Raw genomic sequence first — 15,649 nt, forward strand, 5'->3', positions numbered from 1 at the left:
AATAAGAGTTGAACTGGGACGGCCTGTCTGCGCCAGGAAGATGCCCGTGCCAGTAAGCCACGACGCTGTGGCCCAATTCAACTCTCATTTCTCAGAACGCATCACTGCTTTAAAAAGCAACCTTCGGGAGCAGATGGTGGTTTGTGGCAGTATGAACATGCGCCTCCTGCTTCCGTTTTTGCTGGCTCCGCTGGCCTCTTTCGCTCCCGGTCCGAAACCCGCCCCGGCCGCCGATGCCAACCTGAGCAAGATTAAGCTGCCCGCGGGCTTCACTATTGGCTACTTTGCCCAGGGCGTGAAAAGCGCCCGGGAGCTGGCCGTGGGCCCCGATGGCACCGTGTACGTGGGCACCAAGGACGATAAAGTGTACGCCCTGCCAGACCGGAACAAGGATGGCCGCGCCGATGAAATTGTTACGGTTGCTACCGGCCTGAATGCTCCCAACGGTGTGGCCGTGCGCAACGGTGCCTTGTACGTGGCCGAAATCAACCGCATACTGCGCTACGACAACATTGCGGCCCGCCTGAAGCAGAAACCCAAACCAGTGGTGGTGTACGGCAAGCTCCCCAACAAGGAGTGGCACGGCTTCCGCTACATTGCTTTTGGGCCCGATGGGAAGCTGTACGTGCCGGTGGGCGCACCCTGCAATACCTGCCTGCCCGAGGAGCCCATCTACGCCACCATCAACCGCATGAATGCCGATGGCACCGGCCTCGAAACCTATGCCTATGGGGTGCGCAACACGGTGGGCTTCGACTGGAGCCCCCGCGACAAGGCCCTCTGGTTTACCGACAACGGCCGTGACATGCTGGGCGACAACCTGCCTCCCGATGAACTGAACCGTGCCGCCGGCCCCGGGCAGCACTTTGGCTTTCCGTATTTTTTTGCTGGCGACATAGCCGACCCCGAGTTTGGTAAAGGCAAATCCATGGATACCTACGTGAAGCCGGCCCGCAAGCTGGGGGCTCATGTGGCAGCCCTGGGTATGAAATTTTATACCGGTAGCAAGTTTCCGGCTCAATACCGGAACCAGATTTTTATTCCGGAGCACGGCTCCTGGAACCGCAGCAGCAAAATCGGCTACCGTATTAGCCTGGTGAAGCTGGATGCCACCGGCAAGCAGGCCCTGAGCTACGAAACCTTCGCCGACGGCTGGCTGCAGGGCCAGACGCCCTGGGGCCGCCCCGTGTGCCTGCTGGTGCTCCCCGATGGCTCCCTGCTGGTCAGCGACGACCAGAACGACGCCGTGTACCGCATCAGCTATAAGGGATAAAGGATTAATGGATTAGGGATAAAGGATAGGGGGTGAAGGACGCGGGGAGGGCAAAGGTGTGGGACGGTGTAGAGGGCGGAATGGAAGCGGAGAAATGACCCCGCAGATTCGCTAACGGCGCAGATGTGCAAAAAATCCTTTATCCTTCCGTCCTTAATCCTTTATCCTATATGAAGCAGCGCGGACCGAAACGGACGGTAGGACGGCGGGAACTGGTGGATTTTCCGGAATTTCAGCTCTGGGGCGTGGAGGCCAAGGTGGATACCGGTGCCTACACCGGAGCCATTCACTGCTCCAATATTCACGTGGAAACGGATGCCGCGGGCCGGCAGCGGCTGCACGTGCAGCTGCTGGACCCCTCGCACCCCAACTTCGACGGCTCGCCGATGCAGTTCGATACATTTTCCCTGCGCGACATCCGCTCCTCCAACGGGGAAGTGCAGGAGCGGTACGTTATCCGGGCAGGCATCCAGCTGTTTGGGGAGGTATTCAACACCGAATTTTCTCTCTCTGACCGTTCCGATATGAAGTACCCGGTGCTGATAGGACGGGTGCTGCTGCGGCAGGCGCGGCTGGTAGTGGATGTGGCCCGGCGCAATCTTTCCTACAAAAATCAGCCGACGGCCCGCTAAAAACCCTGGGGTGTGCCCCTGGGGGCACCTATCTTTGTGGCGGCGTGCCCTGGCCCGCGTTTTCTTCCATTACCTATTCCTGTTCAATGAAACTGGCTATTCTGTCGCGTGAGCCAAAGCTATACTCTACCACCCGGTTGGTAGAAGCCGCCGAGCAGCGCGGGCACGAGGCTGTGGTAGTGGACCACCTGCACTGCAACCTGGTGCTGGAGAAAGGCAAGCCCGGCATCATCTACCAAGGTCAGAAGCTGGAAGGCTTCGACGCCATTGTTCCGCGCATTGGTGCTTCCGTTACGTTTTACGGGTGCGCCGTGGTGCGGCAGTTTGAGATGATGAAGGTGCGCACCGCCGTGGAAAGCCAGGCCATTGTGCGCAGCCGGGACAAGCTCCGCTCCATGCAGATTCTGGCCCGCGCGGGCGTGGGAATGCCCAAAACGGCCTTCACCAACTATTCCGACGATGTGCCGGAAATGATTCAGCAGGTGGGCGGCGCGCCGGTTATCATCAAGCTACTGGAGGGCACCCAAGGGCTGGGCGTGGTGCTGGCCGAGTCGGAAAAAGCGGCCCAGTCGGTTATTGAGGCCTTCCATAACCTCAAGGCCCGCATTATTGTGCAGGAGTTTATTGCTGAAAGCAAAGGGGCCGATTTGCGGGCCTTTGTGGTAAACGGCGAGGTGGTGGGCGCCATGAAGCGCCAGGGTAAGGAGGGCGAGTTTCGCTCCAACCTGCACCGGGGCGGCTCGGGCACCCTGGTAAAGCTCACCCGGGCCGAAAAAGCGGCGGCCCTGCTCGCCACCAAGGCCCTGGGCCTGGGCATTGCCGGCGTGGATATGCTCCAGAGCAAGCGTGGGCCGTTGGTACTGGAGGTAAACTCTTCGCCGGGGCTGGAGGGCATTGAGAAATCTACGGGCCTTGATATTGCCGGCAAAATTATTGAGTATACCGTGGCGCTGGCCGGCAAAAAAAAGGTGAAAAAACCTGTTCAGAAAGCACCCTCTGACGCCTTACCCGATACCCAGCCCGATTAGACCCGACGTGCCCACCCACAAGCTCAGCGGTTTTTGTACCTTCCGCAGCGGCAAACTGTGTACCGAAGAGCGGGAGGAGAGGGGACTTCGGACGGCTGCCATAGCGCAGGGCTCCAGCGTTGCGCCGAGCAAGGGATTTGTATAGCAGGTTTGGGACTGGAGGCCCGAGCCATAAGGTACCTGCCGTTGCCCTTTCCCACTACTCCCGAGCCGCTGTGTCTGAATGGCCTCACCATTGCGCCCGGCGAGCGGGTACTTACGCGGCTGGTAATTTCCCGGCTGCCCTCCGGTACGGTTATCGATATTCCGGTGCATGTGTTCCGCTCCGCGGAGCCCGGCCCTACAGTACTGCTGATGGCTGGTATGCACGGCGACGAGGTAAACGGCATTGAAACCATCCGGCGCATGATTCGGCGCGACATGCTGCGCCCGCTCCGGGGTACCATTATTGCCATTCCCATTCTCAACATCTACGGGTTTCTGAACTTCTCGCGGGAGGTGCCCGATGGCAAAGACGTAAACCGCTCGTTCCCGGGCAACCCGCGCGGGTCCCTGGCCAGCCGCGTGGCCCACCGCTTCATGCGCGAAATCATGCCCCTGATTGACTACGGCATTGACTTCCATACGGGCGGAGCGGCTCGGGCCAACATTCCACAAATCCGCTGCCTGCTCCACCAGGATGCCGAAACCGATGCCCTGGCCGAGGCGTTTGGCGCGCCCTTTACTCTGCACGCCGGCCTGCGCCCCGGCTCCCTGCGCGAAACGGCCATGCAGGAGGGCCGCCGCATCATTGTGTATGAAACCGGGGAGTCACTGCGGCTGGATGAGGAAGGCATTGACCTGGGCATTGCCGGTACGCTGCGGGTGCTGCACCAGTTGGGTATGCTGCCGGAAACGACGCCGCCGGCCCGGCCCACGGTGGTGTGTATGCGCTCCTCCTGGCTGCGGGCCAAATACGCCGGGCTGTTCCATAGCCTCGTGAAACTGGGTCAGTACATCGAAAAAGGCCAGGTGTTCGGGTCGGTGGCCGACCCCTACGGGGAGCGTTCAGTGCGGCTGGAGTCGCCGGTGGCCGGCTATATCATCGGCCTCAACCACATGCCCGTCGTGAATCAGGGCGACGCGCTGGTGCACGTGGGCCGCACCGATACCACGCCCAGCCGCACCGACCTGGCCGTTCCCTTCGACGAAAAACCCACCAAGCCCATGGAGGTAGAAACCGAAGAAGATGAGGAAGCCGGAGAGGAAATGGGGCAATGAGGTAAAAAGTGGCGGGTAACAGGTGACAGATCAGAACGTCATTCCGTGCAGCGCGCGGAATCTCGCGTACCGGGGTTGCAGGTAAAAGAACGTCCTGCTGAGCGAGGTGGAAGGCAGCCTAGGCATCTGTACTGCTCTAACAAGCGGACTCCGGATGCCGCATGAAAATGCCATTACAACCTCAGCACGTAAGATGCCTCGCTTCGGCTGCGCCTAGGCGCTGCATGACAACCTGGGCTCTGCCTTGCCGGCGCCAAATGCTCTTCCAACGCCAACTTTCCCGTACTTTTGAACGGCCGCTCAGCGGCTATTGCTGTTATTTCCTCTGTTTCTGAATGAAAAATTCTCTCCAGCTAGTCATTAATGTTGCACTGGCCATTGCCGTAGCCGTATTGTTTTACCTGCATTTTGCTGCCAAGCCAGCTGCTCCGGTTCGCAAACCGGTAGCCGCTGTACAAACCACCGACTCAACAAGCGCCGCAACCCCCGCACCGGCAGAGGAAGCCGACAATACCCTGGTGGCTGCCGCCGATACAGAGAAGGTAGCCTATGTGGAATCGGGGAAGCTGCTGGATGGCTACCAGGGTATGAAAGATGCCCGCAAAGCCTTCGAGGGAAAGGCCCGCCGCTGGGAAGCCCAGAACCAGACGCTGGTGCGCGGCTTCCAGACGGCGGTGCAGCAGTACCAGCAGAAAGCTGAGGGCATGACGCAGGAGCAGCGCGCTGCCACCGAGCAGCAGCTGCAGCAGCGCCAGATGCAGGTGGCCCAGGAGCAGGAAAAAATTCAGCGTCAGGCTCAGGAGGAAGAAGGCAAGATGACCCAGCAGGTGTTGGAGCGCATCAATAAGCAGATTGAGAAGTATGGCAAAGCCAATGGCTACCGCCTCATCCTCATTGCTGCTCCCAGCGGAACCATAGCCTACGGACGCAAAGACCTGGATATTACCAATCCGGTGCTCAAGCACCTCAACGACGAATACCGCGGCGCGAAGAAATAAGCAGCTGGCATTTCAGCAACGCTAGGCGGCCCGTTTCCTTCTGGAATCGGGCCGTCTGGCGTTAAACCTTATCAGGAAAGCTGCATCTAATGGATAGTCTGACCACTCCGTACTGGAGCGGCCCTTTATCCGATTTGCCATGAAAAATCTGCTGAAAATTCCGGCCTTCATTGCCTTGTTACTGGTATCGGCTACCAGTTTTCTGAGCAGCTGCGTAGCTACTGTGCCTGCCGCAACCACTGTGGTAGTGCGCCCCCGTCCTGCTTATCGACCTTATTACCGCCCGTACTACCGGCCGGCGCCAGTGGTGGTGGCACCCCGGCCCATTATCGTAGCGCCGGCCCCGCGCCCGTATTACAACTACCGGCCTCACCGCTACTACCGGGTGCGATAGGGGCGGCTATATCACTCCGTGAAAGCTTTGTTGCAGCAGCAGCGGAGCTTTTTAGGCTTTTTATTCCCGCACAAACCGTTGTATAACCGCGCCCTGCCGGGTAAGCACGTGCAGGCTATAAAGGCCGGGAGCCAACCTTTGCACGGGTAGGGTAAGCCTTAGCACACCTTGTTGCGGCTGCCCGGTCAGGCGCTGCACAACCTGTCCCGTTGCCGTCCGGATTTCCAGCGGTACCACCTGCTGCGTGGGTAGCCGGCTAATTTCCACATGGAGTGCATTGGTAACCGGTACAGGATAAAGCCGCAGCTGCACGGTGGACTTTGAGGCAGCAACTGCTGTTATCGTCTGGAAATTGCCGTACGTAACAAGCAGCCGGTTGGCAAACTGCGCCGTGATGGGGGAGTACAGTTGCTCAATACGGCGGATAAGCTGGTTCTGCGCGTTATAGAACAGCTGGGCGCGTAGCTCGTTGGTAAGCACCCAGCCTCCGTTCAGCCAGTCTTCCTGCCGGTAGCCCAGGTCATTACCCCAGGTGTCTTTTGGCTCGGTGTAGCGGGCAAAGTTCTGCCAGCTGCCGGTGGGCAACGCTTCTTCCAGGAGCTGAACCGTGGTACCGGTGTGTCCGTAGCTGATGGTATGACGCTGGAAGTCGGTCCATTGCCCGGCGTTTTGCCAGGCCTGCACCCGAAACCCGGCTGGCTGCCGGTTGGCCCAGTTATACCAGGTCAGGTCCAGAATGCGCTCCTCGTTTGCCCAAGCGGTACCCGTCCAGCGCTGGGCAGTAGCTTCCGCCCACTGGCCGTTCGTGAGCAGGTATTCAAACCGGGTATCATTTACAAAAGCCCCGGCGTCGAACAGCTGCACAATTTGCTGGGTAAGCACCGAGCCGGCGTAGGTATTCTGATACCGGTACCCATCGGTGGTTTGCCAGGCATTATTGGTCCAGGTCTGGCTAAGCTCCTCAATTAGCTGATTTTGGGTGTCGTAGCTGCTCAGGTAGCGGAACTGGTTTATCCAGGGCAAGCCATTGCCGGTCTGAATCAGCTGTTCCAGCAGGTTTCCCTGGCTGTCATAAGTAAAGCTGACCCGCTGAAACGCCGTGGCCGAAGCAGAGTCGGAGGTGATGCGCTCCGCCAGCTGGCCCTGCGGGGTGTATGTGAGTCGGTCCAGCAGCGGCTGCGTCCAGGCAGCCTGGGCTGCGTTCCAGCTGTAGTACACCGCTTTGCCAGGCCGGGTGGTGGCGGTTTGGCCCAGGCGCTGGGTGGCTTCCATCGGCCGCGCCGTGGGCTTGCCCAACATCCTGGGCAGGTGCTGAGCTGCCCCATCGAGCCCTCCCAGCAGAACACTCACTATCAGCAGATAACGCAGGAGCAGCATGGCAGTACAGCCTAAAGGAACCGGTTGTTCGGTTGCGGAAGATAGAGAAAATAGATTATATGTAATAGCGGAAAATTTATATAAAAAAAGTCTGGCTCCGCGTGAGCAGAGCCAGACAAAGCCGAAGGTTAACCTATTACCGGCTAGAACACGAAGCGCAGGTTTACGGCGGCATCGTTGTAGAAGCCGGTATACCCATCGAATACCTCAAAGAAAGGTTTGTAGTCAACGCCCAGAGTGAAGGGCAGGTCTTCCATCTTGTACTCAATACCCAGAATCAGGTCGGCTCCACCAACAATGTAGTTGGTATCATCATACCAGTACTGCCGGTAGTAATATTTGTCTTTATTCCGACGAAAACGTACGTCTTCGAAGTAGTAGCGGCCCCGGTACGAGCCAATGTGGGCCCCTGCGCCGTAGTAAAACTGCAGACCCTTGAAATCCGATACGGGGAGGTGCTTTTCCAGCAACAGCGTAAGACGGCCGCCCCGGGCCGCGTATTCCCGCGTGAGTAGCCCTTCAAACGCCACATTGTTCTTGCCGCTGAGAAAATGCTTCACCGTCAGGCCCGACGACCAGCCGCCCCCACGCAAGCCAATACCGGTTTGGTAGCCGGCACCCGAGCTACCCTTCTTTTTGCTTTGAGCCAGCGCCCCCTCATGTACCGTCAGCAGCCCCAGGGCTACCGCGCCAACAAACAAATACTTCATGCAGAAAGGAAAAGGTGAATAGTAGTCTTCCTGCAAAAGTACAACCTGTCCCGGTAAATCACCGCAACCGGCGACCTTCCTGGGCAATGGCATCGGAAAGATGAACCTGAATTCCGCTGTTTTCGGCCTCCGCTGCGCGGAGCATGGCGCGGGCCACCGTATCGGCCGGAATGGCGCGGTACTTTTGCAAGGGGCCCCGCAGTACCGGGTGCAGCACGCGCAGCACCAAGGCTCCCAGCCGTTCTCCCGCCCGTTGCTCGGGCCGGTAGCCCAGCAGCAACGACGGCCGGAAAAAATGGATGACCCGGAATGGAGCCTGCCGCACAGCGTCTTCCATCTCGCCTTTCACCCGGTTGTAATAGATCCGGGAGGCCGCATCGGCCCCCATGGCCGATACAACCAGCAGTTGCGCCGCAAAGTTGGCCGCCGTGAGAGCCGCCAGCTTTACTACGTATAGGTAATCGACCTGGTAGAACGCCGCACGGGAGCCTGCCTGCCGCATGGTAGTGCCCAGGCAGCAAAACACGTCGTCGGCAATGAGCTGCAGGCGGTGATTTTCGAGGGTGTCGAAGCTGAGCAGGCGCTGCTCCAGTTTCGGATGCACCAGGGGGAGGGGCCGGCGGCCCACGGCAATTACCCGCTCGTACCGCTCGGAGGCCAGCAGCAACGGCAACAGATGAGAGCCAACGAGGCCACTGGCACCGGCAATAAGAGCAGTTTTGGACATGGAGTAGAGGGTAAGGTCAATCGGGAGGGCGCAGCAAGTGGGGGCGGTAGGAATGCGTGTACGTGCCAGCCCCGGCAAACGCTGCCTACCGTAACAGATGAGGCAACGCCTCCTGCCGTTGCCTGGGCCGAAAGAGGGACCCGCTGGCAGCAGCGCGGGCCGGGCTCCTCCGCAGAAGAACCCGGCCCGCGCTGCTGCCAGCGGGTCCCTGCACTGCTCTTATTCGCCCTGGTTAAGCAGCTGGGTATGCTCCGGGGCCAATTGCACCAGCCCTTGCTTATACAAGGCGCCCAGGGCCTTTTTGAACACCTTTTTGCTCATGCCCACCCGGCGGTAGATATCGTCCGGCTCACTTTTGTCGCCGAGGGGCAACAGGCCGTTGGGGGCGCTGCGCAGGTAGGAGAGCAGGGTTTCGGAAGCCGCCAGGGCCTCATCGTAGCCGGGTTTCTGCAGGCTCAGGTCGAGCTTGCCGTCGGGGCGCACCTGTTTCACGTAGCCGGTCAGCACATCGCCCAGGCGCAAGGGCCGGAACACCTCATTATGATATACCAGTCCCTGGTGGGTGCCGTCTACAATCATTTTATACCCCAGGTCGGTTTCCTCAGCCACGAACAGGTCGGCGGCATCCCCGACTTTGCCGGGAAAGGGCTCATTAAGCAGGAACCATTCCCATTTGGCCGAGGCCACCAGCCGGTCGGTGGTGTCATCGAGGTACACAAACACCGTGGCCCGCTCGCCGGGACGGAGGTTGCGGCGCTGGTTGCGGTAGGGCAGAAACAGATCCTTTTCCAGTCCCCAGTCCAGAAAAGCTCCAGTGCTGGACACGTCGCGCACAGTAAGGGCGGCAAACTGGCCCACGCGCACGTAGGGCTCCAGGGTAGTGGCAATCAGGCGGTCTTCCGAGTCGCGGTACACAAATACGCGCAACACGTCGCCCACCAGCGTACCGGCCGGAATATACTTGCGCGGAATCAGCAGGTCGCCGTCGTCGGAAGTCAGGTACATCCCGAAATCCACCTCACGGGCTACTTCCAGGTCGTTGAAATCACCAAGGTTCATAGAATCACAGATGGGCGCAGATTTTTTCGCTGATTACGCTGATGCTAGTGTAAGCGCCTACCCGGCAAAGGTACGCAGGCCCCAGCGGGTTATGCGGGCGTTGGGGAGAACAAGGCTCCCATAACGGAACTAACCGCCTACAAGCAGACGACTACCCGAATCTGGGTAATCTGCGAAAAATCTGCGTACATCTGTGATTTACTGATACCGCACGATGCCGGGCTGGCCGAAGCTGAAGTCGGAGAAGTCATAGTAGGCGCGGGCATTTTCGAAGATGCGGATACCGTTGGGCGAGGTCATACCCCGGGGGTAGAAACCAAACGTAATCTGGAAGGTGCGCAGGGCGGCGTACTCGTTGCGGAAGCGTAGGCCCAGCCCAAAGCCTGTGTAGGGTGCCTCAGAAAAGGGTAGGGTGCGGTTGAGAGTGCGCGCGTTTAGCCAGGCCACATCAGCAAAGGCCAGGGCTGCCATCCGGAAGCCCAGAAAGGAAACCGGCGTGAACATGGTTACCTCGTAGTTGAGCGTAACGCGGCTGGTGCCGGTGAGCAGCCCGTCGGGCTGAAAACCGCGCAGGCCCCGCTCCCCATCAATAGCCAGGGGTTGCTCGCCGGGGCGGCGGTTGAGGCCGATGCTGTTGCGCTGCCACAGAAAATGCCGCCATTGGTAGTTGCCGGTGTGGTAGAGGCGCGTAAAGTACAGCAGCTCCCCATTGATAATGCCCTGCTGCCAGTCGTTGTCGCGCCCCCGCAGAAACGAGCCAAACTCCCCGTTCAGGTACAGGTAGCCCCGCTGCGGGTGGTAGCCGGCGTAGGCCAGGCGGAAGCCGTAGTAGCGGCGGTTATCGGCCTCATTGAACTCGTAGCCGGTGGTAAGGCTGGCCAGGGTGCCCGTCGGAATATCCTCGGTGCGGCCAAAGCCAAACAGGTACTTATCCTTATAGTAGCGCCGTACGCTGTAGCCAATTGTACCCAGAAACAAATCGGCACTCTGATAGTCGTCGGTAGGCTTCTTGCTGAAACTGCTCCGGATAACGCGCCCCGACACAATCATGCGGCCGGGGTTTTCGTAACCCAAATCATAGCTTTTCAGCCGTAGCGCCCGGCCCACCCAGGCATCCTGCACATTGTAGCGCAGCTGCCGGAAAATGTAGGGGTACTCCTCCGATCCGTCTCCGTCAATGGCCACCAGCCGGTCGAAATAGTCGTAACTGATGGCGCCGGCGTAGCGGGTGTTCACCGAGTAAAAGTCGCGGGTAAACCGTACGCCGGCCTCCCGGTTGCGGGTTTCGTTGAGGTAGCGGGCCTGCCCGTACACAAAGTTGCGGAACGGCACCAGGTAGCTGCCCAGGTAGCGCCACGACTGCGCCTGCGGACCTTCGTCGCGGCGGCCGTACTCCAGGCGGTTACGAAACTGGTGGCCCTGGCCCAGGAAGTTCACGTCGCGCAGGCCAATTACCCCGGCCTGCACGTCGCGCAGCTGAATGGAGCCGCTGATGCTGAAAATATCCTTGGTTACCACCTGAATGTCCACGCTGTCGGCGGTGGTAGTGCGCTCATTCACGTACACGCGGGCATCGAGCAGCTCGGCGGTCTGGCGCAGCAGACGCTCCGATTCGGCCAAGGCCTGAGGCTCCAGTTCCTGGCCCTCCCGGAACAACAGCACCTGCCGCACCCGTGCCTTGGTGGTTTTGATGTGTAGGGTGTTGCCGGCTTTTTCCAGGATGTTGCGCGGCACCCGGGTGGTATCGGTAATGCTGAAGCCAAACGCATCAAGTGTACGAATGCTGATGCGGCGTACCACCTTATAGTTGTGCTTATCGAACTGCCGGTCCAGCAGGGTAACATCCAGCCCGGCCCGGTCTTCGCGGCGCTCCGTAAAATTGAACAGGGCTGAGGCCGCTTTGCCGGCAATGGTTTTGCGCTTGGTATACGCTTTCAGCCCATTCAGCACCCGTTCCTGATCAAAGCGGCGGCGCAGGGAGTCGGGGCGGGTGCGGGCCAGGTGGGTGGTATCAGGGGGAGGTATAGCCGGGGTCTGGGCCGCTGCCGTTGCCGCGCAGGTCCACCACCACAGAACTCCACTAAGCCACAACAGGTACTTCATCATGCAGGCAACACCAGGTCTGGCAAGATACAACCACCGGGCCGCAAGCTGCAAGCAACCAGCCACCACTTGCCGCCCGGTGGTGGCGGCTACGGTGGGCAGAGCGGCCGGGTAAGTAAACCTTCTGAATTCGGGAACAATTCTAATAAAATTAGCCTTGTAAGATGTTGCGTCATGAGGCGTAAACTTCTATTTTTAAGCCGAGAAAGCACCCTATGAACGACCAGCGCATTCAGGAGAAGCTAAGTATTTTGGCCGATGCCGCCAAGTACGATGTATCGTGCTCCAGCAGCGGCGGCAAGCGCAAAAACGAGGATAAAGGACTGGGCAATGCCGAGGGTATGGGTATTTGCCACAGCTATACTGAGGATGGTCGTTGCGTGAGCTTGCTCAAAATACTGCTCACCAATCACTGCATCTTCGACTGCGCCTACTGTGTGTCGCGCCGCTCCAACGACGTGAAGCGGGCCGCTTTTACCGTGGATGAAGTGGTGGAGCTGACCATGAACTTTTACCGCCGCAACTATATCGAGGGCCTGTTTTTGAGCAGCGGCATTTTCTCTTCGCCCGACTACACCATGGAGCGGCTGGTGCGCATCATCCGAAAGCTGCGTACCGAGCACCGATTCAATGGCTACATCCACGTGAAGGCCATTCCGGGCGCGTCGGAGGAGCTGATCCAGGAGGCCGGCCTCTATGCCGACCGGTTGAGCGTGAACATCGAACTGCCTTCAGAAATGGCCCTGACTACGCTGGCTCCCGAGAAGAACTACGAGGAAATTCTGACCCCGATGGCGCAGATTCGGGACGGTATCATTCAGAATAAGGAAGAAAAAGCCCTGTTCAAGAAAGTGCCGCCGTTTGCCACCGCCGGCCAGAGCACCCAGCTTATCGTGGGCGCGTCCCAGGAAAACGACCTGCAGATCATCAACCTCAGCGACTCGCTATACAAAGGCTACGGCCTGAAGCGGGTGTACTACTCCGGCTACATCCCGATTACCGACGATGCCCGCCTGCCCCAGGTGACGCATCCGCCCCTGATCCGGGAGCACCGCCTCTACCAGACTGACTGGCTGATGCGCTTCTACGGCTTTCAGGCCGACGAAATTCTGGACCCGGCGCATCCGTTCCTGGACCTGGAAATTGACCCCAAGCTGGCCTGGGCCCTGCGCAACCGCCAGGTGTTTCCGGTGGATATTAACACCGCCGACTACGAGATGATTCTGCGGATTCCGGGAGTGGGGGCGCGCTCGGCCAAGCGTATTGTAGCCGCTCGCCGCTTCGGGCCGCTCAGCCTCGACCACCTGCACAAGTTTGGGGTAGTGCTCAAGCGGGCCAAGTTTTTCCTGACCTGCCGGGGGCAGGCCCTGGAGAAGCGCGACTACGACGAGCAGACCATCCGCCGCCAGATTCTGTTTGGTTCGGGCTCTGTCCGTTCTGCTCTGGTTACTCAACAGTTAGATCTTTTCGCCCAAGCCTCATAAACGAGTTGTTAGTTGCTGGTTGTTAGTTGTTAGTAAGAATCTTTTCACTGCTAAAAACCTGTAACTGATAACCAGCAACCAGTAACTAGAAACTCAACTACCATGACTGTTTCTCACCGCGCCGCCGACGCGCCGGCCACTGCTGCTGGCACTAGCCTTCCTCAGTCTATAAAAGTGGCCCGGGTGGCCTGCTGCTGCAAGCTCTCGGATTTGCTGCCCCTGGTGCAGCAAATGCACCGCGAAACGGCCCGCACCTCTGCTAAAAGGGCGCAGTCATCGGAAGCTGCCTGAGTCACCACGGTTTCGTCGCTCCGGGCCGGTGTACCGGTAGGAGGGCGTCAGTATGCGAGATGCTTCGGCTGCCCCGCTGCCTGGCGGTGTAAGAGCTCTTATGCAAAATCAATTTACGCATGGCTATTTCTCGTTTTTCGGCTTCCTCGGTGCCAGTGGTGGCTGCTGCCCCGGCGGCCCGGCGGGTGGTACCCGCGCTTAGCAATGTCCCCCTCGATTATGCCTATGACGGCACATTTGAGGGCTTGCTGACGGTACTCTTTACGGTGTACGACCGGAAGGCGGCTCCGAACAGCATCCAGCCAACCGGGGCAGTGCAGGGCGGGCTGTTTGTGCAGCCTGTAGAGGTGGAAACCAACGAAGCCGCCGCCGCCCGGGTGTGGAAGGGCCTGTTACAGTATATGGATGCGGAGGCCCGAACCCGGCTGTTCCATACCTTTTTAAGCGAGCAGCCCGACCGGGAGCTGGTTATTTTCCGCTACGCCGACCTGGCCATGCGCGCCGGCCGCGACATCTCGGAGCATTACGCCGACGACAACGTGCGCCGGGTGCAGCGCCTGGCCCAGCAGATGTACCGCGAAAAGCACCGCATGGAGGCTTTTGTGCGCTTCGAGAAAACCCAGGATGGGCTGTTTCACGCCACCATTGAGCCGGATTTCGATGTGCTGCCGCTTATTGCCGCTCACTTCACCAAACGCTACGCCGACCAGCGCTGGCTGATATATGACCGGCGCCGGCATTACGGCCTGTATTACGATTTGCACCGCACCGACATTGTGCAGTTCGACGGCGGTGCCATGCCCCAGCGCAGCACGGCCGTATCGGCTACGGTGTTGGATGAGCGGGAGCCGCTGTACAAGCTGCTCTGGCAGGCGTATTTCGACCATGTGAACATTCCGGAGCGCAAGAATATGAAGCTGCACCGCCGCCACATGCCGCTACGCTACTGGAAGTATCTGAGCGAAAAGCAACCCCGGGAGCAACGCTTTGAGCCCATCCGCAACAAGCGCCCCGTGCAGCCCGGTGGCCCGGCCCTGGGAGCCGGTGCGGCAGTAACGGAGTAGGAGAGCAGGAGGAAAGGCGTAATTTGCGCTCATATCATCCTAACCTGTCATCCTGAGCATGTGGCGAATTAAGCCAGTGTCGAAAGACCTTGTTACGTCAGCACGAATTGCTAACCTAAGCATCGTTCAAACGTGATAAGGTCCTTCGGCACTGGCTTAATTCGCCACATGCTCAGAATGACAAGCGTCTTAATTTCTCTCTGTATGAGCTCGAGCATTCTCGTTTTTGGTGGCGCCGGTCAGCTGGGCCAGTGTCTGCAGTACGTGGCAACGCAACGCGGAATCTCCAACATCGTGTTTCTGCCCGAAGAGCAGGCTAACATTCTCAACACGGAGACACTGCGGGCGGTTTTTGCTCAGCACCGGCCGGCCTACATCATTAACTGCGCCGCCTACACGGCCGTGGATAAGGCCGAGGATGAGGTGGACATTGCCCGCCGCGTAAACCGGGACGGGGTAGAGAATCTGGCCCGCCTGTGCGGGGAGTTCCACACCACGCTACTGCACGTTTCCACCGATTTCGTGTTTGCCGGCACCGGCAACCAGCCCCTCACCGAAACCGACCCGGCCGAGCCCATCAGCGTGTACGGCCTTACCAAACTGGAGGGTGAGCAGGTAATTCTGCCGCATACCAGCCAGTATTTCATCCTGCGCACCAGCTGGCTGTACTCGGAGTACGCCAACAACTTCGTGAAAACGATGCTGCGTTTCGGCAAGGAGCGGGAAGAAATGCGCGTGATTTGGGACCAGCTGGGCACGCCCACCTACGCCATCGACCTGGCTGGGGCTCTGCTCCACATCATCCAGACGGGCAGCACCGAATACGGCATCTACCACTACAGCAACGAGGGCGTTACCTCCTGGTACGATTTCGCGGTGGCTGTTTTCGAGCTGGGCGGCCTGCCTACCCGCACCGTGCCCATCCGCACCGCCGAGTACCCCACCAAAGCCAACCGCCCCGCCTTCTCGGTGATGGACAAAACCAAAGCGAAAACCACGCTGGGCCTTACCATTCCGCACTGGCGCGAAAGCCTGAAAGTGTGCATGGCGCGGCTGGGGGAGCAATGCTAAGTCCCAATGCCGGAACTGTACCAAGGCCGTCGGATTATCTGGGAGAGTAAGGCCCGCCAATTCTGGCGTATAGGTGGGTGCTTCCTACTTGTGGGAGTGGCAGTCTGGATGCTAGAGCAACACACTTCCCTGGAATTCTGGTTGTGCGTTGTCTTGTTTGGCAGTGGAGGAGCTTTCA

Annotated in this window: 15 protein-coding genes; 10 read left to right on the forward strand and 5 right to left on the reverse strand. The window is 59.3% G+C overall.

Annotated elements, in window-relative coordinates:
- Positions 1-157: 157 nt before the first annotated feature.
- From EI290_RS12380 to EI290_RS12405, 6 genes are all read left to right on the forward strand, one after another.
- Positions 158-1,273 (forward strand): PQQ-dependent sugar dehydrogenase, encoded by a 1,116-nt coding sequence (locus tag EI290_RS12380; RefSeq protein WP_246008939.1) that lies wholly within the window; start codon positions 158-160, stop codon positions 1,271-1,273.
- Between the two features lie 170 nt (positions 1,274-1,443).
- A complete protein-coding gene (locus tag EI290_RS12385; RefSeq protein ID WP_125430591.1) occupies positions 1,444-1,905 on the forward strand; it encodes an ATP-dependent zinc protease family protein in 462 nt (153 codons plus the stop codon).
- A gap of 86 nt (positions 1,906-1,991) precedes the next feature.
- Positions 1,992-2,933, forward strand: a complete 942-nt coding sequence (rimK, locus tag EI290_RS12390; RefSeq protein ID WP_125430594.1) for a 30S ribosomal protein S6--L-glutamate ligase — start codon at positions 1,992-1,994, stop codon at positions 2,931-2,933.
- 186 nt (positions 2,934-3,119) lie between these two features.
- Positions 3,120-4,193: a succinylglutamate desuccinylase/aspartoacylase family protein gene (locus tag EI290_RS12395; RefSeq protein WP_125430597.1), complete on the forward strand. Its 1,074-nt coding sequence runs from the start codon at positions 3,120-3,122 to the stop codon at positions 4,191-4,193.
- A gap of 335 nt (positions 4,194-4,528) precedes the next feature.
- A complete protein-coding gene (locus EI290_RS12400) occupies positions 4,529-5,191 on the forward strand; it encodes an OmpH family outer membrane protein (RefSeq protein WP_125430600.1) in 663 nt (220 codons plus the stop codon).
- A 139-nt stretch (positions 5,192-5,330) separates the two neighbouring features.
- A complete protein-coding gene (locus EI290_RS12405) occupies positions 5,331-5,585 on the forward strand; it encodes a hypothetical protein (RefSeq protein ID WP_125430603.1) in 255 nt (84 codons plus the stop codon).
- A gap of 60 nt (positions 5,586-5,645) precedes the next feature.
- On the opposite strand, the gene EI290_RS12410 is transcribed toward EI290_RS12405, so the two are convergent.
- The 5 genes from EI290_RS12410 to EI290_RS12430 form a co-directional block, all read right to left on the reverse strand.
- Positions 5,646-6,962 carry a T9SS type A sorting domain-containing protein gene (locus EI290_RS12410; protein WP_125430606.1) on the reverse strand — a complete coding sequence of 439 codons (1,317 nt, stop codon included), beginning with the start codon at positions 6,960-6,962 and terminating at the stop codon, positions 5,646-5,648.
- Between the two features lie 143 nt (positions 6,963-7,105).
- Positions 7,106-7,672 carry a hypothetical protein gene (locus EI290_RS12415; protein ID WP_125430609.1) on the reverse strand — a complete coding sequence of 189 codons (567 nt, stop codon included), beginning with the start codon at positions 7,670-7,672 and terminating at the stop codon, positions 7,106-7,108.
- A 58-nt stretch (positions 7,673-7,730) separates the two neighbouring features.
- Entirely contained in the window at positions 7,731-8,399 is a 669-nt protein-coding gene (locus tag EI290_RS12420) for an NAD-dependent epimerase/dehydratase family protein (protein WP_125430612.1), read from the reverse strand.
- 219 nt (positions 8,400-8,618) lie between these two features.
- A complete protein-coding gene (locus tag EI290_RS12425; protein ID WP_125430615.1) occupies positions 8,619-9,458 on the reverse strand; it encodes a CvfB family protein in 840 nt (279 codons plus the stop codon).
- A 198-nt stretch (positions 9,459-9,656) separates the two neighbouring features.
- Positions 9,657-11,564, reverse strand: coding sequence for a BamA/TamA family outer membrane protein (locus EI290_RS12430; RefSeq protein ID WP_125430618.1), 1,908 nt, complete (start codon positions 11,562-11,564; stop codon positions 9,657-9,659).
- Positions 11,565-11,776: 212 nt separating this feature from the next.
- Here EI290_RS12430 and EI290_RS12435 point away from each other — a divergent pair, with 212 nt between their 5' ends.
- From EI290_RS12435 to rfbD, 4 genes are all read left to right on the forward strand, one after another.
- The gene (locus tag EI290_RS12435) at positions 11,777-13,045 is read left to right on the forward strand and encodes a putative DNA modification/repair radical SAM protein (RefSeq protein WP_125430621.1); all 1,269 of its coding nucleotides are present in this window, start codon (positions 11,777-11,779) and stop codon (positions 13,043-13,045) included.
- A gap of 102 nt (positions 13,046-13,147) precedes the next feature.
- Entirely contained in the window at positions 13,148-13,336 is a 189-nt protein-coding gene (locus EI290_RS12440; protein WP_125430624.1) for a hypothetical protein, read from the forward strand.
- Between the two features lie 119 nt (positions 13,337-13,455).
- On the forward strand, positions 13,456-14,400 hold the full coding sequence (locus EI290_RS12445; protein WP_125430627.1) for a TIGR03915 family putative DNA repair protein: 945 nt from the start codon (positions 13,456-13,458) through the stop codon (positions 14,398-14,400).
- A 204-nt stretch (positions 14,401-14,604) separates the two neighbouring features.
- Positions 14,605-15,471: a dTDP-4-dehydrorhamnose reductase gene (gene rfbD / locus EI290_RS12450; RefSeq protein ID WP_125430630.1), complete on the forward strand. Its 867-nt coding sequence runs from the start codon at positions 14,605-14,607 to the stop codon at positions 15,469-15,471.
- Positions 15,472-15,649 lie beyond the last annotated feature (178 nt).

It is taken from the genome of Hymenobacter metallilatus, from assembly GCF_003944705.1.
GTDB classification, from domain to species: Bacteria; Bacteroidota; Bacteroidia; order Cytophagales; family Hymenobacteraceae; genus Hymenobacter; species Hymenobacter metallilatus.

Excerpts from the sequence above, each read along its gene's own strand:
- EI290_RS12410 (WP_125430606.1), bottom strand. The coding sequence starts at position 6,962 with ATGCTGCTCCTGCGTTATCTGCTGATAGTGAGTGTTCTGCTGGGAGGG.
- EI290_RS12385 (WP_125430591.1), top strand. The coding sequence starts at position 1,444 with ATGAAGCAGCGCGGACCGAAACGGACGGTAGGACGGCGGGAACTGGTG.
- EI290_RS12415 (WP_125430609.1), bottom strand. The coding sequence starts at position 7,672 with ATGAAGTATTTGTTTGTTGGCGCGGTAGCCCTGGGGCTGCTGACGGTA.
- EI290_RS12405 (WP_125430603.1), top strand. The coding sequence starts at position 5,331 with ATGAAAAATCTGCTGAAAATTCCGGCCTTCATTGCCTTGTTACTGGTA.
- EI290_RS12430 (WP_125430618.1), bottom strand. The coding sequence starts at position 11,564 with ATGATGAAGTACCTGTTGTGGCTTAGTGGAGTTCTGTGGTGGTGGACC.
- EI290_RS12425 (WP_125430615.1), bottom strand. The coding sequence starts at position 9,458 with ATGAACCTTGGTGATTTCAACGACCTGGAAGTAGCCCGTGAGGTGGAT.
- EI290_RS12400 (WP_125430600.1), top strand. The coding sequence starts at position 4,529 with ATGAAAAATTCTCTCCAGCTAGTCATTAATGTTGCACTGGCCATTGCC.
- rimK (WP_125430594.1), top strand. The coding sequence starts at position 1,992 with ATGAAACTGGCTATTCTGTCGCGTGAGCCAAAGCTATACTCTACCACC.
- rfbD (WP_125430630.1), top strand. The coding sequence starts at position 14,605 with ATGAGCTCGAGCATTCTCGTTTTTGGTGGCGCCGGTCAGCTGGGCCAG.
- EI290_RS12445 (WP_125430627.1), top strand. The coding sequence starts at position 13,456 with ATGGCTATTTCTCGTTTTTCGGCTTCCTCGGTGCCAGTGGTGGCTGCT.
- EI290_RS12420 (WP_125430612.1), bottom strand. The coding sequence starts at position 8,399 with ATGTCCAAAACTGCTCTTATTGCCGGTGCCAGTGGCCTCGTTGGCTCT.
- EI290_RS12435 (WP_125430621.1), top strand. The coding sequence starts at position 11,777 with ATGAACGACCAGCGCATTCAGGAGAAGCTAAGTATTTTGGCCGATGCC.
- EI290_RS12440 (WP_125430624.1), top strand. The coding sequence starts at position 13,148 with ATGACTGTTTCTCACCGCGCCGCCGACGCGCCGGCCACTGCTGCTGGC.
- EI290_RS12380 (WP_246008939.1), top strand. The coding sequence starts at position 158 with ATGCGCCTCCTGCTTCCGTTTTTGCTGGCTCCGCTGGCCTCTTTCGCT.